Raw genomic sequence first — 19,550 nt, 5'->3', positions numbered from 1 at the left:
TTATGCGACGCCCGCGGAGCGCGGGAATCACAGATCTCCTCCCTGCGAAAAACGCGCTTGGCGGCATCATGGCGTAAAATGACAGAGAGTGTTACTTATCCTTTCGGCTAATAACGGCAGGGGATGCAGAGCAAAAAGCTACGCAAATAGAGTTTGACTCCGCAATAAAAGAGCTTAAAACGCAGTTCGAACGGGAGAAAGACGTGGTTCGCGATTATTCGGCCATCTCTGTGACAATCCAGGCAGGCGTGAGCGCCTCGGCCTCGATTCGTCTTGCCCGATCTATTTCGGCCAAAGCGAAAACAATTAAAACGACCATTAAAACGGTCTGATTTCCCTTGGCCTGCTCACCCTCTCCCGGGTTGGCCCCGGGGAAAGTCCCTGTGCAGGTCGCAGGTTCGAGTGGAGAGGGATGGAGAGCAAAATGAGTTTCAAGATTGCAATCGTTGGCGCGACCGGAAATGTTGGGCGCGAGATGCTGAATATTCTGGAAGAGCGCGGGTTTCCGACTTCTGAAATCGTTCCACTGGCGTCGCGACGTTCAGCCGGACAGGAAGTTTCCTACGGCGACAAGATGCTGAAGGTACGCGCGCTTGACCATTATGATTTTTCCGATACCGATATTTGTCTGATGTCGGCAGGGGGAACGATATCAAAAGAATGGTCGCCGAAAATCGGTGCGCAGGGATGCGTCGTGATCGATAATTCATCTGCGTGGCGTTATGATCAGGACGTTCCGTTGATTGTTCCGGAAGTCAATCCTGACGCGATTGCAGGTTTCCGTAAGAAGAATATCATTGCCAATCCGAACTGCTCGACAGCGCAACTCGTCGTCGCGCTCAAGCCGCTCCACGAAAAGGCAAGGATCAAGCGCGTAGTTGTTTCCACCTATCAATCGGTTTCGGGTGCGGGCAAGGAAGGCATGGATGAGCTTTTCGAACAGACCCGTGGTGTCTTCGTCGCGGATCCCGTCACGGTGAAGAAGTTCACCAAGCGCATTGCCTTCAATGTCATCCCGCATATCGATGTCTTCATGGAGGACGGATATACGAAAGAAGAGTGGAAGATGGTCGCGGAGACCAAGAAGATGCTCGATCCAAAGATCAAGCTGACGGCCACGGCCGTGCGTGTTCCGGTCTTCATTGGTCATTCCGAGGCCGTCAATATTGAATTTGAGCAGCCTATCACCGCGGATGAAGCACGTGACATTTTGCGTGATGCGCCAGGGTGTCTTGTCGTCGATAAGCATGAGGATGGCGGTTATGTCACGCCTCATGAGGCGGCAGGCGATGACGCCACTTATATTTCGCGCATCCGAGAAGATATTACTGTCGAGAATGGCCTGGCCCTGTGGGTTGTTTCCGATAATCTGCGCAAGGGTGCTGCCCTGAACGCGGTGCAGATTGCCGAACTTCTGATCGGGCGCAACTTGATTGCACCCCGAGCACAAGCCGCCTGAGTTCGCAGTTTCCGGCTTTTTGGGAACCCGTCGGTCTCTACGGCGGGTTCTTCAGCTTCAAGCCACCTGTTCCAGGCGCGCCTGGTCACATTGGACGGGCTGGAGATAGGTCGAGATTATCTGCGACAGAGCAGCCTGATTCACAGGCGGGCTGAAAAGATAACCTTGCAACTCACCGCACTCTTCCGCTTGCAAGGCAATGAGCTGAGCATCGGTTTCGACGCCCTCCGCCGTCGTGTCGATGCCGAGACTGTTGCCGAGATTTATTATCGCTCGGACAATCGCCAGTGCCTGCTGGCTTTCGGCTATCTCCTGGATAAAGGAACGATCGATCTTCAATCGCGAGAATGGGAAGTGACGAAGATAGCTCATGCTGGCAAAACCAGTTCCGAAATCGTCCAACGCGACGCGAATGCCTAGGGCGCGAATATTCTCCAGCATGGAAATGGTGGCATCCGTCTGCTCCAGCAGAATCGACTCCGTGATTTCAATTTCCAGGCGATGTGGCGGCAGGTTGCTGTCGCTAAGGGCCTGTGTGAGCGCTGCTTCAAGCCCGCCGTTGCGGAACTGGACTGCCGATACGTTGACGGCGACGACCAGATCTCCTGGCCAGCTGGCCGCTTCCATGCAGGCGGCACGCAGCGCCCAAGCGCCAAGCTCAAGGATCTTACCCGTTTCCTCTGCAAGGGGAATAAAATCGGCGGGCGACACGCGGCCAATGCGCGGATGGTTCCAGCGCATGAGTGCCTCAAAGCCCCGCAGGTAACCGCTTTTCACGGCGAGAATGGGTTGGTAGTGCAATTCGAACTGCTCGTCCGGCTGGGCGTTTCGCAGTTCCGCTTCGAGTGTTCTTTTAGCTTTCACGCTGGCGTCCATTTCTTCTTTGAAATGAAGGAATCCGCCCTTGGTATCGTGTTTGACGCGGTAGAGTGCCAGATCAGCAGCCCGGATGAGCGCGTCGCCATCCGTCGCATCGATGGGGGCGATTGCGGCGCCAATCGATGCGCTTATGCTGATCGGTGCGCCCTCGATTTCTGATATGCTCTCGATTTGTTGGAGAATGCGGGCGGAAAGCTGACTCGTTTGCTTGTGAGAGGACATGCCGGGAAGCAACACCGCAAATTCATCGCCTCCAAGGCGCGCTACAATGTCGCTTTTCCGAACGAGTTTCTTGATGCGTCTCGTTACCTCTTTGAGAAGTTGATCGCCGGCAGCATGGCCAAGTGTGTCGTTTACGAGCTTAAAATTATCGAGATCGAACAGGATAACGGCAAAATTTTCGTCGCCCCGACTCGCGCGCTCGACCGCTGCCTCCAGTTCCTGGGTGAAATAATTGCGGTTAGCCGCGCCTGTGAGCGGATCGTGATGGGCTAGATAGGTTATATGGGCTTCCGATTTCTTCCGCTCGGTCATGTCAACGATGGTGGAAAGAATTGCTGGCGTATCATCCACCATGATTTCGCGGTTGTACTCGATCACTTCCAATTCACCGCCGCGCAGCGTGCGATGACGCTTCGATGTCTCACCAAATACAACTTCGTCCGTACCGCTGGCACAGAGATCGCCGTATTGTCTGCCGACGATGTCCTCTCTATTCCAACCATAAAGACGGAGGGCAGCCGCGTTAAAGTTCAGAAAACGCTGTCCGCTTCGCTCACGCAAATACATGGGAACGGGATTATCGTCGAACATGGAGCGAAACAGGGTTTCCCTTGCACGTAACTCATCGATCGAGGTTAAGGTAACGGCATAAATGCCGTCTGCATTCGCGATGCTGACATGCAGGGAGATGGTTTTTGTACCAAGCCGGTAATCTACCTCGAATGGGCTGCTCGGATTTCTTAGATACTGCCGTCGTGCCAATGACAGGAGCCTGCGCAGCCGGTGCTTGGCAAGTATCCTGGAGAGACGAACATTTTGAAGATCGTCAGCGCGTTCGCCAAGAAGGTTTGCCGCTCCCTCATTGATCGATAAAACCAGAAAATCTTGGCGCCGATCCCCTGAAGCGTGTGTCGGGCTTAGTGCTATGATTCCTTGATGCGCCGCGTTTATGAGCAGGCGCGCCAGATTGATCGCATTGGCGCGCGGTCGCTGAAAAATCAGAAAAAAATCTCCCTTCCAGCGGCAAGACATTGGAAGGGAGATGATTTCGATGGTGGAAACCAGACCGTCCAGCACGGCGCGATACAGGGCAAGCTGCGGCGTCTGCGTTCTACGTGATGCGGCCATGGCCGCGCGTATGGCTTGTGCTTGAGGCGCGGGAAGATCATCCAGTGTGCGGCCTGCGCATTGCCAACCCGATACGGCATTGAAACGGTTACCTGCGCGGGTGATCCTGGAAGCGCCATCATCATGATGCACAATGGCAATCTCGTCGGCGAAACGGCCAATATTGCCTAGAGCGAGGTCCTCGTATCGGGGCAGGGGCTCGCCGACCGGTATGGCCCGTTGCCATCGATAAAGCAGCAGTTTTACGTCGTCAAATTCCGTCAAAAGCATAGAAGGCTCCGCTTCTAGTGAGGCGAGCTGCTGCGGGAAACTTTCATCGGGTTGCATCGGTGGCCGGCTTTCTTTTATCGCGCCTGGTTAAGATACAGGCGAGGTAAGCAAAAGATCATGCCGAAATGGCGCTGGAGCGGCTTCATGCCTGCCGCAAGGGGCCCAGTACCTTGTGATCTAACGACTACTCGATTACCAAGCGCTTAAATCGGTTGTCATAAGACTGTCATTGTTGAGCATGAGGTTGGTAACTGGTTCGTGAAGATTTTTTAGGTGTCACGCAAAAGACTCTGTGCAAGCAATTTTATGCTTGGATCGAAAAAGCGCTTTGCTGACTTTATGGTATGCGCTAGCCAATTCGCCGACGAACTTGGCATAATATGTTGCCGACCATTTTTCGAGGAGGCCAGAGGATGGCGATGCTGACCAGGGTTAAGACTGCTATTTTTGCTGGACTCACGGTGGTTTCACTGGCTGCCGGAGCGGCGAACGCGGCGCAATGCGGAAACAATGCTGCCGGTTTCGAGACCTGGAAGAGGCAGTTTGAGGCTGAGGCACTTCGCATGGGCATCAGTCAGCGAACCTTAGCACGCTCGATGAATGGCGTGACTTATGATCCGCAAGTGATTCGGCTTGACCGCAACCAGAAAAGCTTCAAGCTTTCGCTCGACCAATTCATGCAACGACGCGCACCGGCTTCCTATGTCACCAAAGCGAAAAATCTCATGAAGCAGAACGCCGCGCTTCTGAGCCGCATCGAACAGCGCTACGGTGTCCAGCCGGAAATCCTCATGGCTATCTGGGGCATGGAAACGGGCTTTGGCGCGAATTCAGGTAATATGAGCGTCATTCGTTCGTTGTCTACGCTGGCCTATGACTGCCGCCGCTCTGCCTTCTTCACCAACGAGCTTATTGCAGCGCTTCACATCGTCGAGCGGGGGGATATGACCCCGGAGCAGCTTCGTGGTGCTTGGGCTGGCGAAATCGGCCAGACCCAGTTCCTAGCCTCGAACTACGATAAATTCGGCGTCGACGGCGATGGTAATGGCCATGTCGATCTAATTCGCAGCCGCGCAGATGTCCTCGCATCCACCGCGAACTTCTTGAAGCAGCACGGCTGGCGTGCCGGAGCCGGTTATCAGCCTGGCGAACCCAACTTCCGCGTTCTTCAAGACTGGAATCGGGCCACTGTTTATCAGCAGGCTCTGGCTCTATTTGCCAGTAAGATTGCAAAGTAATCTCTGGGGAAGGGGCGTCTCCGGCTCTTTCCATCTTTGATGGACATATGATGACGACGATCAAGATCGCAGATGCTGAAGAAATGCATCTGCCTGGAATCACTGATATTTATGCACATGCCGTGGAAAACGGCACCGCGACATACGAACTTGAGCCGCCGACACTGGCCGATATGACGCAGCGTTTCCTGATGCTCAGAGCGAACGGCTATCCCTATCTTGTCGCCACTCTCGACGAGATCGTCATTGGCTACGCTTATGGCGGCCCTTTTCGAGCTCGCGAAGCCTATCGCTTCATGGTCGAAGATTCCATTTATCTGTCTCCCGCCGCTCAAGGCAAAGGTCTTGGCAAAATGTTGCTTAAGACTTTGATTGATACCTGTACTGCGGCGGGTTACAGGCAGCTTCTTGCCGTTATCGGCGATGCTACACCGCAAAGCGCCTCGGTCAGGCTGCACACGCGTATGGGCTTTCGCAATATAGGCATCGTTCAAGGTAGCGGATACAAGCATGGCCGCTGGCTGGATACAGGCTTTATGCAGCTAGAACTGAACGAGGGCAATCGGGCCGCTCCGAACGAGGATTCGGTTCCGGAACGATACTATCGGGAGAATCTCGCGAAACGAGTTGTGCCGAGTTAGACGAGCTTAAGTTTACGTTCCAGTACGAAAAGTACCTTTTCAAGATCGTGACCTCGTTTGAGGGTGAGGCCTGCAGGCGTGGTTACGCTATAGGCCCCTTGCTTTCGGGCCAGGGCCGGCTGTTTCACGATCATATAAAGCGGCATGTCGTTGGAGCGGCGAAAAACGGCAAAGAGTGCCTTCTCCGGGCCGTGATCTATTGCGTAGTCCCGCCATTCATTGGCTGCTACCATGCGGCTGTAAAGCCGCAAAATCGCGTCGAGTTCCTTGCGATTAAACGTGACCTGGGTCGCCCCATTCTTTTGACGGAGGTAGATAATATTTTCGCTACCCGAGAAGGGATCTGAGGAGCTGTCTGACACGGCGCGTGCTCTTTATTGAACCAGGCGTAACCGTGCCGCAATCTTGGCACGAGGACAAGGATGGAATATGATCACGCTCTAATATCGAAGGATATGAAAGGTGACCTTGCGCCTTTTTTTGGCCATTTTTTGCGCGATTTCAGGACACATTCCTAGGGGAGTTTAAGCCTCGTTGCCTGAACCCGGTCCGGTCTTCGACGCTCATCTGGCTCACGCCCCGCCCCTAGAGTGTCTTATGCCGGGCCGGACCTTTTTAAAGCCTGCCCGCTCCCAAAATCTGCCCTGGCAAGCCATCAGCGGTAACCCGCTGCACAACGAATACCCACTCCGATTGACCGGGTTCACCATTCCGAAGACTGCGGCGGTCGATGGAAATGGCTGCACCGCGCACGAGTTTTGCATGTTGCAGTTGCCGTTCGCGAACGATGTTGTGATAGGTGATCATTCGTCCTTTGTTTTCCCCGCTTTCGATAAGCACTTTTCGCTCAGGCTCGACACGAATGGCGAACAGCTTTGCATCCGCGGGAATCTCTGTCTGCGTCGAAACTAGTTTTACAACGATGCGGGAGCCTTTGTTGCCGACCTCGATCTTGAGAGGGAGGCCAGACACCAAGGAAGATTGCTGAGAAGTTGCAACCAGTTGGGAACGAATCGCCATAATATCTGATCCATTGACCCCCACTTGGCCGTTGATAACCGCCTGAGGCGTGAACAAAGCGCGTTTGCCGAAGGCCTTCATGTAACCGGCCTGTAGCACCGTGTTCTCGTGCTGGCTGAAAGTGTCCTTCCAGCCACGATAGTTCCAGTAGTCAACGTGATAGCCAAGCGCGATGACGTCATTTTCCTTCGTGAGACTGGACAGGACTGCATCGGCGGGAGGACACGCATTGCACCCTTGGCTTGTGAAGAATTCAACGACGCCCCGGATCGATCCGTCATGAGCTTGAACGGACGTAGCCATCATTGTGACAGCGAAAGCTATCGTCAGCGAGGCGAGATGGTGGCGTATGATCATCATGTCAATTGGGAACGACGCTGTTTGTGGACAGCATAATCTATCGGTCGATGTGATGACGGAGAAGTCACGTTAGCTTGAGAGAACGCCTCAATAAAAAGGCCCGCGCGGAGCGGGCCCTTTATCAGGAATTTCTTCCGATCAGGCAGCTAGATCGCGAAGAACGGTTTGAAGAATGCCTCCGTTCTTCATGTAATCAAGTTCGTCCAGCGTGTCGATGCGGCAGAGGATCGGGACACGCGTCACGCTTCCGTCCGCAAATGTGACAACCGCCTCGGTGGACTGGCGTGGGCGGATGTTCTCCAGGTTCTCGATAGAAACCATCTCGTCTCCCTTGAGGCCCAGGCTCTGCCAGCTAGCCCCATCTTCGAAGACGAACGGAATAATGCCCATGCCGACGAGATTCGAACGGTGGATACGCTCGAACGATTGTGCAATCACCGCCTTGACGCCGAGCAGATTAGTGCCCTTTGCAGCCCAGTCACGCGAGGAGCCGTTGCCGTACTCGATACCGGCAAAAACCACCAGCGGTACGTTCTCCGCCTTGTACTGCATGGCGGCGTCGTAAATCGACATCTCTTCCTTGGAAGGATAGTGGATCGTGTATCCGCCTTCCTTACCGTTTTCACCGAGCATGTGATTGCGGATGCGAATATTGGCGAAGGTGCCGCGCATCATTACTTCGTGATTGCCGCGACGCGTGCCGTATTGGTTGAAGTCTGTAATGCCAACGCCGTTGTCGAGCAGGTATTTGCCAGCAGGCGACTGCGCCTTGATCGAACCGGCCGGTGAGATGTGGTCGGTGGTGATCTTGTCGCCGAAGAGCCCAAGAATACGCGCGCCCTTGATATCCTGGATCGTACCTGAGAACTTTCCCATGCCAACGAAGTATGGCGGGTTCTGGACATAAGTCGACTGGTCATCCCAAGTGTAGGTTTGACCCGCTGGCACCTGAACTGCCTGCCAGTTCTCATCGCCCTTGAACACATCCGCATATTTTTCGGAGAAGATCTTGCGGGTAACGTTCTTCGCGATGAATTCCTGGATTTCCTGGGCGGATGGCCAGATATCACGAAGGAAGACTGGATTGCCAGCCTTGTCTTCTCCGATTGGCTCCTTCGTCAGATCTTTGGTGACCGTGCCGGCAAGGGCATGGGCGACGACGAGTGGCGGTGAAGCCAGGTAGTTGGCCTGTACGTCCGGCGACACTCGACCTTCAAAATTGCGATTGCCCGAAAGGACCGCTGCAGCGATCAAGCTCTTTTCGTTAATCGTCTTGGAGATCGGGGCCGGAAGCGGACCCGAGTTGCCGATGCAAGTCGTGCAGCCGAAACCGACAAGGTTGAAGCCGAGTGCATCGAGATCTTTCTGAAGACCAGCTGATTCCAGGTAGGCAGCAACGACCTGCGAGCCCGGAGCGAGAGAAGTTTTGACCCATGGCTTGGTCTTCAAGCCCTTTGCAACTGCATTGCGCGCCAGAAGGCCTGCTGCGATCAGCACGCTCGGATTCGAAGTGTTGGTGCAGGAAGTGATGGCAGCTATGACCACGTCGCCATGGCCAAGATCGAAATCTTCGCCTTCGACTCTGTAGCGCGTGTCATGGCCCGTTGTCTTCTTGTACTCGGTTTCGAGCGAAGTAGCGAAACCAGACGCAATGTTTTCAAGAGCGATGCGGCCTTCCGGGCGCTTGGGACCAGCCATAGAAGGAACTACGTCGCCCATGTCGAGTTCGAGTACGTCCGTGAATATCGGATCTTGCGAGCCGGCCTCGCGCCACATTCCCTGGGCCCGTGAATAGGCTTCAACAAGCGCGATACGGTCTTCAGCACGACCGGTGGTGTTCATGTAGTTCAGCGTTTCCTGGTCGATAGGGAAGAAGCCGCATGTTGCGCCGTATTCCGGCCCCATGTTTGCAATGGTAGCGCGGTCAGCCAACGTCATATTGTCCAGACCTTCGCCGAAAAATTCGACGAACTTGCCAACGACGCCCTTCTTGCGCAGCATTTGCGTAACCGTGAGAACGAGGTCGGTTGCAGTGACGCCTTCCCTGATCCTGCCGGTCAGGCGGAAACCAATGACTTCCGGAAGAAGCATGGAAACCGGCTGGCCAAGCATTGCCGCTTCAGCTTCGATACCGCCAACGCCCCAGCCGAGGACGCCAAGGCCGTTGACCATCGTGGTGTGCGAATCGGTGCCGACGCAGGTGTCCGGATAAGCAACGGTCGCACCGTCTTCTTCCTTCGTCCATACAGCCTGAGCGAGATATTCGAGATTTACCTGGTGGCAGATGCCTGTGCCGGGAGGAACAACGCGGAAATTACGAAATGCCTGCTGGCCCCACTTGAGGAAGCGATAGCGTTCGCCATTGCGCTGGTACTCGAGATCGACATTGGCCTTGAAAGCGTTCGGATTGCCGAATTCATCGACGATAACCGAATGATCGATGACCAGATCGACGGGAACCAACGGATTGATCTTCTCAGGATCGCCGCCCAGAGACTTGATGCCGTCGCGCATGGCCGCCAAATCGACGACGGCGGGAACGCCGGTAAAGTCCTGCATCAGCACGCGGGCTGGGCGGTAGGCGATTTCGACGCCAGCAGTACCCTTGTCGTTGAGCCATTCCGCAACCGACTGAATGGAGTCCTTTGTAACAGAGCGACCATCTTCATTACGCAGGAGGTTTTCCAACAAGACCTTCATAGAGAAGGGAAGCTTCGAGACGCCCGTCAGACCGTTTTTTTCGGCCTCGACCAGATTGTAATAAACATATTCCTTGTCGCCCACCTGGAGCGTGCGACGGCAGCTGAAACTATCGAGTGACTGTGCCACGTGCGATCCCATCCTAAATACCGATAACAGGGGCCAGACGCCTGTGCTGCTAGTATGCATAGGTGCGGGTACGGTCATTTCCGCTGTCCGTCCCCTAGCGTCCCGGCCGTTCAAGGCGGCGCGCGCGCAGGTTCGGCGCAAAACAAAATTGGCATGCCGACCGCTGGCATGGTTGTCTGCGGTATAGTGATTTTTGTAGAAGAGTTCCAGAGTACGCGACGAAGATTTTTAAAAATTCGGAGGTTGAGGCAGGCGATGACATGCAACTGATCGGAGAGGGCCTGAGTGCAGTACGGGATACGCTTCAGCTGTTCGAAAACCTGAGCTTCGAGCTGGAAGGGGGGCAGTCGCTTCTGGTAATCGGGGAGAACGGGACAGGGAAATCGACCTTACTGCGTATTATAGCCGGACTTTTGCGCCCGCACACAGGAGCAGTGCGATTCGTTGCGGACGATATGCGCAATCTTCGAGACAGCATGCATTATCTAAGCCACCAAAATGCGATGAAGCCTAATCTTAGTGTGCAACAGAATCTCGCTTTTTGGGAAGTGTTCGATCGGGCTGAAAAGAAGTCGCAACTTACGTCTATCGATGCAGCTTTGGACAAAGTCGGTCTGTTGGGGAAGGAAGCACTGCCCTTCGGTGTCCTGTCTACTGGGCAGAAGAGGCGGGTTGCAATCGCGCGTCTGCTTTTGAACGACCGCCCTGTCTGGTTGCTGGATGAACCGACCGCTGGTCTGGATGCGCGCTCGACGGAAACGCTTGCACATGAAATGCGCTTGCATACGCGAAAGGGAGGTATCGTCATCGCGGCGACACATCTGCCGCTCGGTCTGGACGAGGGGATGATCCTGCGGCTGGGAGAGCCGGTATGAAAGCACTTCTGCGCCGTGAACTACTGAACGCTTTCAGTGGTGGCGGAGCGACGATGGTGGCGTTGCTCTTCTTCCTTTCCGTCGTGTCGGTGCTGCCATTTGCAGTCGGACCGGATATGACGCTTCTGGCTCGTCTTGGACCGGCCATTCTCTGGATAGGTGCTTTACTCGCTGGTCTGCTTGGTCTGGAGCGGCTTTTTCAGGAGGATCGCCAGGATGGCTCGCTCGATCTTTTGCGTCTCAATACGGGTTTTCTGGATTTGACGATGACAGTCTTCGTCAAATCCCTTGCGCATTGGCTGTCTCATCTCCTGCCACTGGCATTTGTGGCCCCGGCGCTGGGGCTCCTGATGAACATGGAAGCCAAGACCGCGCTTTTTACGGCGCTGACGCTGATCATGGGAACGCCGGCCATCGCTTTCATCGGTGCAGTGGGAGCAGGGGTGGCAGTGGCCTTGCCGCGCGCAGGCCTGCTCGTTTCCGTTCTGATCTTACCTGTTTTGATTCCCGCGCTGATTTTTGGCGTATCCGCAAGTTACGCAGCACAAGAAGGCGGTGCCAATTTTGCCCAGCCCTTGCTCCTGCTGATAGCCGTTAATCTCTTCGCCGCGGTCCTCGGCCCGGTCGCAACGGCCCTGTCTCTGTCTCTTGTCGAAGATTGATCGTAGAATGCGCATGTTGAATTTGCGGATCGCGCGAGAGGTTGTATAGAGTTTGCCATCATGACAGCCCCTGTTTCCACCACCCAGACCTTCGTTCAGTCCTTAGCCAATCCGGGACGTTTCATGGCGCTTTCGAAGCGTTTTTTGCCGTGGCTTGTCAGTCTGGCGATCTTCACGCTTGCCGCCGGACTCCTCCTTGGGTTCACGGCACCCGCAGATTATCAGCAGGGGATCACGGTCCAGATAATGTATATTCACGTGCCTTTCGCGTGGATTTCGATGATGTGTTATACGCTGATGGCGCTTTCAGCGTTAGGCATTCTGGTTTGGAAACACCCGCTAGCCGAAGTTGCGCTACGGTCCGCTGCTCCTATAGGCGCTGTATTCACAGCCTTGACGCTCGTGACTGGATCGATATGGGGCAAACCTATGTGGGGCACCTGGTGGGTCTGGGATGCTCGTCTGACCTCGGTCTTCATTTTGTTCCTTATGTATCTCGGCATTGTGTCGCTTGCGCGCGCTATCGATGATCCATCGCGCGCTGGGCGGGCCTGCGCAATCGTTGCGCTTGTCGGTTTCATTAATATTCCGATTATCAAATTTTCGGTCGATTGGTGGAATACGTTGCATCAGCCTGCGGCAGTGCTGCGGCTCGACGGACCAACCATTGATCCCAGCATGTTGATGCCGCTATTGGTTTGCGCGCTGGGCTTCACGCTCGTCTTCGTCAGTCTTCATCTGTACGCGATGCGAAACGAGATCATGCGCCGCCGCATCATGACGCTGCAAAAGCTTAGGGCTCAGGGTAGCGAGGGAGGGCGTCGATGAGTACACACGCACTTTATGTCGCCAGCGCGTACGGCGTTGCCCTCATAGGGCTCGGTGGCTTGGTCCTCGCCCTTATCCTTGACGGATCCCGAAAGAAGAAGCGGTTGGCGCAACTTGAGGCATACCGTCAGCTTCGGCCAAGGAGTTGACGGCATGAGAAAACGCAATCTCCTGATTTTCCTGCCGTTGACCCTCTTCTTTGGCCTGTGCAGCGTATTTCTGTTGCAGCTCACCTCCGGGCGCGATGCGGCCGTCATTCCATCGGCACTGGTGGGTAGCGAAGCCCCGCGTCTTGAGTTGCCGGCTCTCGAAGGGAGCGCCGTTCCCAGTTTTTCAGCGCCTCTGTTCCAGGATAAGGTTACACTGGTTAATGTCTGGGCGTCGTGGTGCGCGCCATGCCGGGACGAACATCCTTTGCTCATTGAGTTGGCCAAAGATCCGAGATTTTCTCTTGTCGGAATAAATTATAAGGACGTGCCGGCGAATGCGTGGCAATTCCTTTCTTCGCTTGGCAACCCCTATTCCGCGATAGGTGTGGATGCGAACGGCCGTTCCTCGATCGAGTGGGGCGTTTATGGCGTTCCTGAGACGTTTCTTGTCGATGGACAGGGAACCGTCGTCTACCGGCACGTGGGCCCGATAACGCGGGAAAGCCTGAAAAATGATCTCATGCCGCAGATCGAGAAGCTGCTCGTTAGCTCGTAAAACCTACTGCTGCTTCTGCTCCGGTAGGGCAAAGCGTGTTAGAAGCGGCAGTTGCGCCATGGAAAAGACAATGGTGATCGGCATGATGCCCCAAACCTTGAAGGCGACCCAGGTGTCCGTGTCGTAATTACGCCAGACGATTTCATTAAGGACCGCCAGAAATAGGAAGAAAAGTCCCCAACGTAGCGTAAGAACGCGCCAACCTTGCTCGTTGAGCTTGAAGGCGTCATGAAAGACGATGGATAACAGGGACTTTCCGAACAAGAGTCCTCCAAGTAAAATGGCGCCGAACAGCGAGTTCACGATGGTGGGTTTGACCTTGATGAAATGATCATCCTGCAGATAAAGGGTCATCGCACCAAACACGAAAACTACGATACCCGAAATAAGTGGCATCACGGGAATACGGTGCATCAATACCCACGACAAAACCAACGAAACCGCCGTGGCAATCATGAATAGACCGGTCGCGACAAAGATCGCCCCGCCCATATTCTGCAAGACAGAAAATCGCTCTGCCAGCCATTCCCCCCGCGCGTTGGCGAAGAAGAAGACGAGCAACGGGCCAAGCTCGAATGCCATTTTCAGCATGGGGTTGACGTCAGCTTGCTGCTTGGCAGTCGGTTCGTTCTGCATTCACTTCACTCCGGCGATTGCGTTGGCGAAGTCATCCGCCTCGAAGGGTTCAAGATCATCGATGTCTTCGCCTACGCCGATGAAGTAGACCGGCAGTTGGTGACGTGCCGCAATGGCAACCAGAATGCCGCCGCGCGCGCTGCCATCGAGCTTCGTCATGACGAGTCCGTTGACGCCCGCCACATTGCGGAATATCTCGACCTGATTCATGGCATTTTGTCCGGTCGTGGCATCGAGAGTTTGAAGAACTGTATGCGGCAGGGCATTGTCGTGCTTGCGCAGCACACGCACAATTTTTTCAAGTTCGGCCATGAGTTCCGCCTTGTTCTGCAAGCGACCGGCGGTATCTATGATCACGACGTCACTGCCGTTTTCCTTGGCTCGCGCATAAGCGTCATAAGCGAGGGATGCGGCATCAGCTCCGAGCTTGGTCGAAATGACTTCGCTTCCGGTACGCTCACCCCAAATATGCAGCTGCTCGATGGCGGCCGCCCGGAAAGTATCGCCCGCCGCAAGTGTCACCTTCAAGCCACCACGCGTCAGTTTGGCTGCAAGTTTACCGATAGTCGTGGTCTTTCCTGTGCCGTTCACACCGACGACGAGGACTACGTGCGGCTTGTGTGACAGATCCAGTTCCAGCGGCTTTGCGACAGGTTCAAGGACACGCCCCACCTCTCGTGCCATGACGGAGCGAATGTCTTTTTCCGTCAGCTCCCGACCATAGCGGCTGGCCGAGAGCGCATCGGTAATGCGCGTGGTTGTCTCCATTCCGAGATCGGCCTGGAGAAGCACGTCTTCCAGGTCTTGCAAAGTATCGTCGTCCAGCTTGCGTTTCGAAACGATGCCAGAAAGATTGTTCCCCAGCTCGCGCGACGAACGCGAAAGTCCGGATCGCAGTTTTTGCAGCCAGGATTGCTGGGGAGTCTCCTCGACAGTCGTTTCTTCGCTCGCTTCCTCGACTTCCGCACCAATGCGCAGCTTTCCGGAGCGGGAGGGCGCAGCCGTTTGTTCGACTCTCGTAGTGGAAACCGCCGTCGGTGCCAGCATCGCCTCGTCCGGGTGTTCTGTAGCGGGTTTCACCGCGTCATTCTGAATTTCGTCCGCTTCGGCAGCCTTGTCTTCAATTTCGTCAACTAGAAAGTCTGGAACCCCCTTGGCGGTGTCCCCGGATGAAGCGGCTTCAGCAACCGGTACGCCCTCTTCGGCAGCCAGATCCTCATCTAATCTGTGCTCGTGGGCAAAAGCCCCCTTTTCCGCGGCTTGTTCCGCCTGAACTGCTTTTCCTTCTTCACGACCGAAGGAAAATATTTTCTTGAAGAAGCCTGCCATGCCGCTCTCGCTCCGATATTTTATTATTCTGCTGCAGCGAGAGGTGGTTCAATGGTACGCACCGAGCGGGTGATCAGCATCTCCCCCTCATGTCCGCTGACCTCGACATTGACGATTTCGCCAGCTTTCGCATTGCCGACTTTCGCTAACGCGAAATTCTCGCATCGTCCGATGCCATCGCGCTCTATCAAAACGCGCTGCTGGGTGCCAACAAGCCGCTCAATATGTGCCTGATGTGCGGCTTCCCCCGCTCGACGCAGCCGGCGGGCGCGGTCCTTGACGATGGTGCGAGGTAGTTGCGGCATGCGCGCAGCAGGCGTCCCCTCGCGAGGCGAATAGGGAAAAACATGTAGATAGGTGAGGGAACAGGCCTCAACGATTGACAACGCGTTTTCGAACATCGCTTCGGTTTCGGTCGGAAAGCCTGCGATGATATCGGCTCCGAAGACGATCTCGGGGCGCAGGCGCTTCGCCTCCTCGCAAAAACGGATCGCATCCTCGCGCAGGTGACGACGCTTCATGCGTTTGAGGATCATGTCGTCGCCATGTTGCAAGGAGAGGTGCAAGTGCGGCATGAGACGCTGCTCGCCAGCGATCTGGTCCATCAGGAGATCGTCTGCCTCGATGGAATCGATCGAAGAAAGACGCAATCGCTCAAGCTGCGGCAGTTCGCGCAGAACGCTTTGAACCAGCCGACCCAGTTTGGGCCTGCCCGGAAGATCGCCGCCATAGGATGTCAGATCAACGCCGGTCAACACGATCTCGCGAAAACCTTTTTCGACCAGCTTGGCGATCTGCTCAACAGCCGTGCCCATCGGAACGGAGCGCGAGTTGCCGCGACCGTAGGGAATTATACAGAAGGTACAGCGATGGTCGCAGCCGTTCTGCACCTGTACGAAGGCGCGTGCCCGTTCACCGAAAGCCTCCACCATATGCGAAGCCGTTTCGGTTATCTCCATAATGTCGTTGACGCGAACCTTTTCGAAATGGTTGACGCCGAAATCGGGTAGAGCGCGATAATTATGGGCGTGCATCTTCTCCTCGTTCCCGAGGACCAGATCCACCTCTTCCATGAGGCCGAAGCTTTGCGGATCGGTTTGCGCAGCGCAGCCGGTGACAATAATGCGCGCACCCGGTTGTTCGCGGCGCAATTTGCGAATTGCCTGCTTGGCCTGCCGTACGGCCTCGGCGGTAACCGCGCAAGTGTTGACCACAACAGCACCGCCGTCGAGCAGCCCCAGACCTGCGGATTCCGCCTCGCGCTTAACGACCTCAGACTCGTAGGCGTTCAGACGACAGCCGAAGGTGACGACATCGACACCGCTCATGCTGCGTCCTCCGCGTCAGTATCGCGTTCCCAGGCGCCGGTTTCGGGATCGAGCCTACCGGAAAATTCCCACTCGGCAGGGCCTGTCATCATGACATGATCGTCGGCGCGCCAATCAATGTGGAGATCGCCCCCCGGAAGCGTCACGCGTACCTGGCGCTCGGCTCGTCCTGTACGTGCCGCGTTGACAGCGGCGGCACATGCCGCAGTGCCACAGGCAAGCGTCAGTCCAGCTCCGCGTTCCCAGGTCCGGATTATGAGATGGTGCCGATCTTCCACCTTCGCGATGGTCACATTGACCCGCTCCGGAAAGAGCGGATGATTTTCCAGAAGCGGCCCGAATTTCTCCAGTTCGTAGCTCCGTACATCCTGCTCGACCCAGAAAACAATATGTGGATTACCCATTGAAACGGCGGCAGGTGTGTGGAGGAGCGGTGCGTCGATCGGGCCGACTTGAAGCTCAATATTCCGTGTATCGGCGAACTCTTCAGTTAGCGGAATCTTGTCCCAGGAAAATTCTGGTTTGCCCATGTCGACGGAAATGAGTCCGTCGACGTGTTCCCGGGCCGACACAATCCCACCCGGCGTCTGGAACGTAAAATTTGTCTTGCCGGTTTCACCTGCCAAAGCGCGTACGACGCATCGCGTGCCGTTGCCGCAAGCTCCAGCTTGGCTACCGTCGCGATTGAGGATGTCTATGTAGTAATCGGTACCGGTGGCGCGTGGCGGATAGATTACCATGATCTGATCGAAGTCGGTGATTGGATCCGAAGCAAGCGCTATCGCGGCTTGCGAGGTCATACGGGCGGATGCGCTGCGCATATCGGCCACGATGATCCGGTTGCCTAGCCCGTTCATTCTCGCAAAAGCTGTCTGCGGTGCCATGATGAATGCCCAATCTTCCGACGACAAGTGTCTGGCTAGCGCCTCAAGAGGTCGTATATGGCTCAAAGAGCCTGTGTTGAAAAGGTTCGACGCCGTTATATGCGTTCAGAGAGCCCGAATTTTCGTTTTAGAGCGCGTGATGCTGTTGCGTTTGCGTCACAGAGTGTCAAACTAAACGCAAAATTAACCCTACACTGTTGAATATGCCTCATTTCGTCACTTCTATGACGATAGTTGAATTTTAGCATCCTCGTGAAAGGAAGTCTGCTTATGAAGACGCCGCACAAGATATTGGCACTTTTGGCAGTGGCCTCGTCCATGGCAATTGCCGGATGCCAGAGCGATAGGTTCAGCAATGAGCCGGCGGCGCGTCCGCAGCCGCTTCCTGCGGCTCCAGCAGGTTCGGTTCAGGGAAATGCCCTTCCTCCGCCGTCCATGCCAGCCCCAACCAATCCTCAGCAATTTCCGCAGGCTCCGGGCCAGCAGCAGGCAAGCCTTGGGACACCAGATCAAACGCCGATGGCAGACCCTAACGCGCCTGATCTGACGCCAGCCAGTGTGGCAGGCGTCTGGAGTGCAAACTTGGCCGGACAGAGTTGCCGTATCGCAACGCCGCAGACTCGCTTCGGCTCCGGCTATCGAGCCGGGCCACTGCGTTGCCCGGCTCCGGTTGACGGTGTCAAATCATGGTCGGTATCGGGCAAGCAGCTTACGCTGCATGATGCGAATGGCGGGACCCTTGCCAATCTCTCAGCAACCGGTAACGGTCGCTTTGACGGTCAGACGCAGACCGGTGTTCCGATTTCGCTGAGCCGCTAAGATTGACGCGATTTCAACGGGCATCGCTCTCACTGCGGTGCCCGTTTCTTTTTACTCGGCCTGACCTTGACTGCCTGATTTGCAGGGCGCATCTGGGCGGCAGATCAGGCGATGTAATGGTTGGACGATGAGTTTGCAGAGCAGTTCGGCGGAAGAAACGCTTCGACAGGTGTATGACGATCTCGCGCATCGTCGTGAAATTCGCACGGATCCAGCGCAAATACCTGTGGTCGAGGCACTTGATGATCTTCTGACGCGTCTACGCGGCCGACGAATTTCGAAGGACGGCGGATTGTTCGGCCGGATACTGAGGCGCCGATCCTCGCCCGATCTGGTAAAAGGGCTTTATGTTTACGGCGGTGTCGGTCGCGGTAAAACCATGTTGATGGATCTTTTCTTCTCGCTTGCGCCAGGAAAAAAGAAGAAGCGGTTCCATTTCAATGATTTCATGATGATGGTGCATGACCGGATTGCCGCTCATCGGTTAGATCGCAAAGAGGGACGCACTCGTGAAGACGACCCTATCCCACCGGTAGCACGAGTATTGGCGCAAGAGGCGCAGCTTTTATGCTTCGACGAATTCACTGTTACCGATATTGCCGATGCGATGGTGCTTTCGCGCTTGTTCTCTGCATTATTCGAAAATGGCGTTGTTCTGGTTGCTACGTCGAATGTCGCGCCGGATAATCTTTATACCAATGGCCTTAACCGACAGCTATTCGTACCCTTTATAGCTGTTTTGAAGGCGCATGCTGAGATACTCAATCTGGACTCGCAAACCGATTACCGGCTGGAGAAGGTCGGACAGCTGCCCGTTTACACTTACCCGCTTGGAGAGGAAACGCGGTCGCGCATGCGGCAAGCGTGGGAAGCGCTCTGCGAGGGGGCGTCTCAGCCGGAAGATATTATCGTCAAAGGCCGAAAGGTTCATGTACCCTGTGCCTGCGGCCGCTCCGCACGATTCGACTTCGTAGACGTTTGTTTGAAGGCGCTGGGCGCGCGAGACTATCTTGCCATTGCTGCGCGGTTTGACACTGTGATGATTGAGAATATTCCGGTCCTTGACGATGCAGCGCGCAATGAATCGAAACGCTTCATTCTTCTGATTGACACATTATATGATCATCATGCCCGCGTGTTCGTAAGCGCAGCCGCGCCAGTTACCAGTCTTTACTCGGGGCGAACGGGTGTGGAAGCTTTCGAATTCCACCGTACCGTCTCCCGCCTGATTGAAATGCAAGGTGAGGACTGGTTAAAACAATGGCAGATTGTACATGGGATGGCTGAGGGAGTAGACTGATTTTGACGTTTACGTAAGAAATTTTCTTGCTAAACGATTGAAAAAAAACGAGGTCGATGAATCGTTTGCTATTTTATACCGCTCGGTCTATTGGCAGGAGCGGAAAATGTTGGCGAACTGCGCGCGAATGCCGCGCCA

Annotated in this window: 18 protein-coding genes; 10 read left to right on the top strand and 8 right to left on the bottom strand. The window is 55.3% G+C overall.

The features are described 5' to 3' along the window. Nucleotides 1-424: 424 nt before the first annotated feature. On the top strand, nucleotides 425-1,459 hold the full coding sequence (locus IE151_RS11635) for an aspartate-semialdehyde dehydrogenase (RefSeq protein ID WP_189490293.1): 1,035 nt from the start codon (nucleotides 425-427) through the stop codon (nucleotides 1,457-1,459). Nucleotides 1,460-1,516: 57 nt separating this feature from the next. Here IE151_RS11635 and IE151_RS11630 read toward each other — a convergent pair whose 3' ends face one another. Then, the gene (locus tag IE151_RS11630; protein WP_189490291.1) at nucleotides 1,517-3,958 is read right to left on the bottom strand and encodes a putative bifunctional diguanylate cyclase/phosphodiesterase; all 2,442 of its coding nucleotides are present in this window, start codon (nucleotides 3,956-3,958) and stop codon (nucleotides 1,517-1,519) included. A 413-nt stretch (nucleotides 3,959-4,371) separates the two neighbouring features. Between IE151_RS11630 and IE151_RS11625 the strand changes: the two genes are divergently transcribed. Next, nucleotides 4,372-5,196, top strand: coding sequence for a lytic murein transglycosylase (locus IE151_RS11625; protein WP_210310889.1), 825 nt, complete (start codon nucleotides 4,372-4,374; stop codon nucleotides 5,194-5,196). A gap of 47 nt (nucleotides 5,197-5,243) precedes the next feature. Then, a complete protein-coding gene (locus tag IE151_RS11620) occupies nucleotides 5,244-5,837 on the top strand; it encodes a GNAT family N-acetyltransferase (protein WP_308430498.1) in 594 nt (197 codons plus the stop codon). Here IE151_RS11620 and IE151_RS11615 read toward each other — a convergent pair. The 3 genes from IE151_RS11615 to acnA all read right to left on the bottom strand — a co-directional run bounded on the left by IE151_RS11615 (nucleotide 5,834) and on the right by acnA (nucleotide 10,058). Next, nucleotides 5,834-6,199 (bottom strand): DUF2794 domain-containing protein, encoded by a 366-nt coding sequence (locus IE151_RS11615; protein ID WP_189490289.1) that lies wholly within the window; start codon nucleotides 6,197-6,199, stop codon nucleotides 5,834-5,836. The two genes, IE151_RS11620 and IE151_RS11615, sit on opposite strands and share 4 nt — an antisense overlap. Nucleotides 6,200-6,452: 253 nt before the next feature. Continuing rightward, complete coding sequence (locus IE151_RS11610; RefSeq protein WP_189490287.1) at nucleotides 6,453-7,217, bottom strand: DUF1223 domain-containing protein; 765 nt, start codon at nucleotides 7,215-7,217, stop codon at nucleotides 6,453-6,455. 138 nt (nucleotides 7,218-7,355) lie between these two features. Continuing rightward, nucleotides 7,356-10,058 carry an aconitate hydratase AcnA gene (gene acnA, locus IE151_RS11605; protein ID WP_189490285.1) on the bottom strand — a complete coding sequence of 901 codons (2,703 nt, stop codon included), beginning with the start codon at nucleotides 10,056-10,058 and terminating at the stop codon, nucleotides 7,356-7,358. 248 nt (nucleotides 10,059-10,306) lie between these two features. Between acnA and ccmA the strand changes: the two genes are divergently transcribed. From ccmA to IE151_RS11580, 5 genes are read left to right on the top strand one after another with little or no spacing between them, the layout of a single operon-like run. After that, on the top strand, nucleotides 10,307-10,921 hold the full coding sequence (ccmA, locus tag IE151_RS11600) for a heme ABC exporter ATP-binding protein CcmA (RefSeq protein WP_189490283.1): 615 nt from the start codon (nucleotides 10,307-10,309) through the stop codon (nucleotides 10,919-10,921). Next, nucleotides 10,918-11,583, top strand: a complete 666-nt coding sequence (ccmB, locus tag IE151_RS11595) for a heme exporter protein CcmB (RefSeq protein ID WP_189490281.1) — start codon at nucleotides 10,918-10,920, stop codon at nucleotides 11,581-11,583. Before ccmA ends, ccmB begins: the two co-directional genes overlap by 4 nt. Nucleotides 11,584-11,643: 60 nt before the next feature. After that, nucleotides 11,644-12,411 (top strand): heme ABC transporter permease, encoded by a 768-nt coding sequence (locus tag IE151_RS11590; protein WP_189490279.1) that lies wholly within the window; start codon nucleotides 11,644-11,646, stop codon nucleotides 12,409-12,411. Next, complete coding sequence (ccmD, locus tag IE151_RS11585) at nucleotides 12,408-12,560, top strand: heme exporter protein CcmD (RefSeq protein WP_189490277.1); 153 nt, start codon at nucleotides 12,408-12,410, stop codon at nucleotides 12,558-12,560. The genes IE151_RS11590 and ccmD overlap by 4 nt, the downstream gene beginning before the upstream one ends. Nucleotides 12,561-12,564: 4 nt before the next feature. Then, a complete protein-coding gene (locus tag IE151_RS11580; protein ID WP_189490276.1) occupies nucleotides 12,565-13,116 on the top strand; it encodes a DsbE family thiol:disulfide interchange protein in 552 nt (183 codons plus the stop codon). Between the two features lie 3 nt (nucleotides 13,117-13,119). Here IE151_RS11580 and IE151_RS11575 read toward each other — a convergent pair whose 3' ends face one another. From IE151_RS11575 to dapF, 4 genes are read right to left on the bottom strand one after another with little or no spacing between them, the layout of a single operon-like run. Next, nucleotides 13,120-13,752: a septation protein A gene (locus IE151_RS11575; RefSeq protein WP_189490274.1), complete on the bottom strand. Its 633-nt coding sequence runs from the start codon at nucleotides 13,750-13,752 to the stop codon at nucleotides 13,120-13,122. Beyond that, nucleotides 13,753-15,081 (bottom strand): signal recognition particle-docking protein FtsY, encoded by a 1,329-nt coding sequence (ftsY, locus tag IE151_RS11570; protein ID WP_189490272.1) that lies wholly within the window; start codon nucleotides 15,079-15,081, stop codon nucleotides 13,753-13,755. Nucleotides 15,082-15,104: 23 nt separating this feature from the next. After that, complete coding sequence (gene mtaB, locus IE151_RS11565) at nucleotides 15,105-16,409, bottom strand: tRNA (N(6)-L-threonylcarbamoyladenosine(37)-C(2))-methylthiotransferase MtaB (protein ID WP_189490269.1); 1,305 nt, start codon at nucleotides 16,407-16,409, stop codon at nucleotides 15,105-15,107. Next, on the bottom strand, nucleotides 16,406-17,293 hold the full coding sequence (gene dapF, locus IE151_RS11560; RefSeq protein ID WP_189490267.1) for a diaminopimelate epimerase: 888 nt from the start codon (nucleotides 17,291-17,293) through the stop codon (nucleotides 16,406-16,408). Before dapF ends, mtaB begins: the two co-directional genes overlap by 4 nt. 270 nt (nucleotides 17,294-17,563) lie before the next feature. Between dapF and IE151_RS11555 the strand changes: the two genes are divergently transcribed. Both IE151_RS11555 and zapE read left to right on the top strand, forming a co-directional pair. Then, nucleotides 17,564-18,112, top strand: a complete 549-nt coding sequence (locus tag IE151_RS11555) for a protease inhibitor Inh/omp19 family protein (protein ID WP_189490265.1) — start codon at nucleotides 17,564-17,566, stop codon at nucleotides 18,110-18,112. Nucleotides 18,113-18,239: 127 nt separating this feature from the next. After that, nucleotides 18,240-19,412, top strand: a complete 1,173-nt coding sequence (zapE, locus tag IE151_RS11550; protein ID WP_189490264.1) for a cell division protein ZapE — start codon at nucleotides 18,240-18,242, stop codon at nucleotides 19,410-19,412. The last annotated feature ends 138 nt before the right edge of the window (nucleotides 19,413-19,550 follow it).

This window comes from Limoniibacter endophyticus (genome assembly GCF_014652835.1).
Taxonomy (GTDB): domain Bacteria; phylum Pseudomonadota; class Alphaproteobacteria; order Rhizobiales; family Rhizobiaceae; genus Limoniibacter; species Limoniibacter endophyticus.
This window is presented reverse-complemented; position numbering and strand designations above follow the sequence as displayed.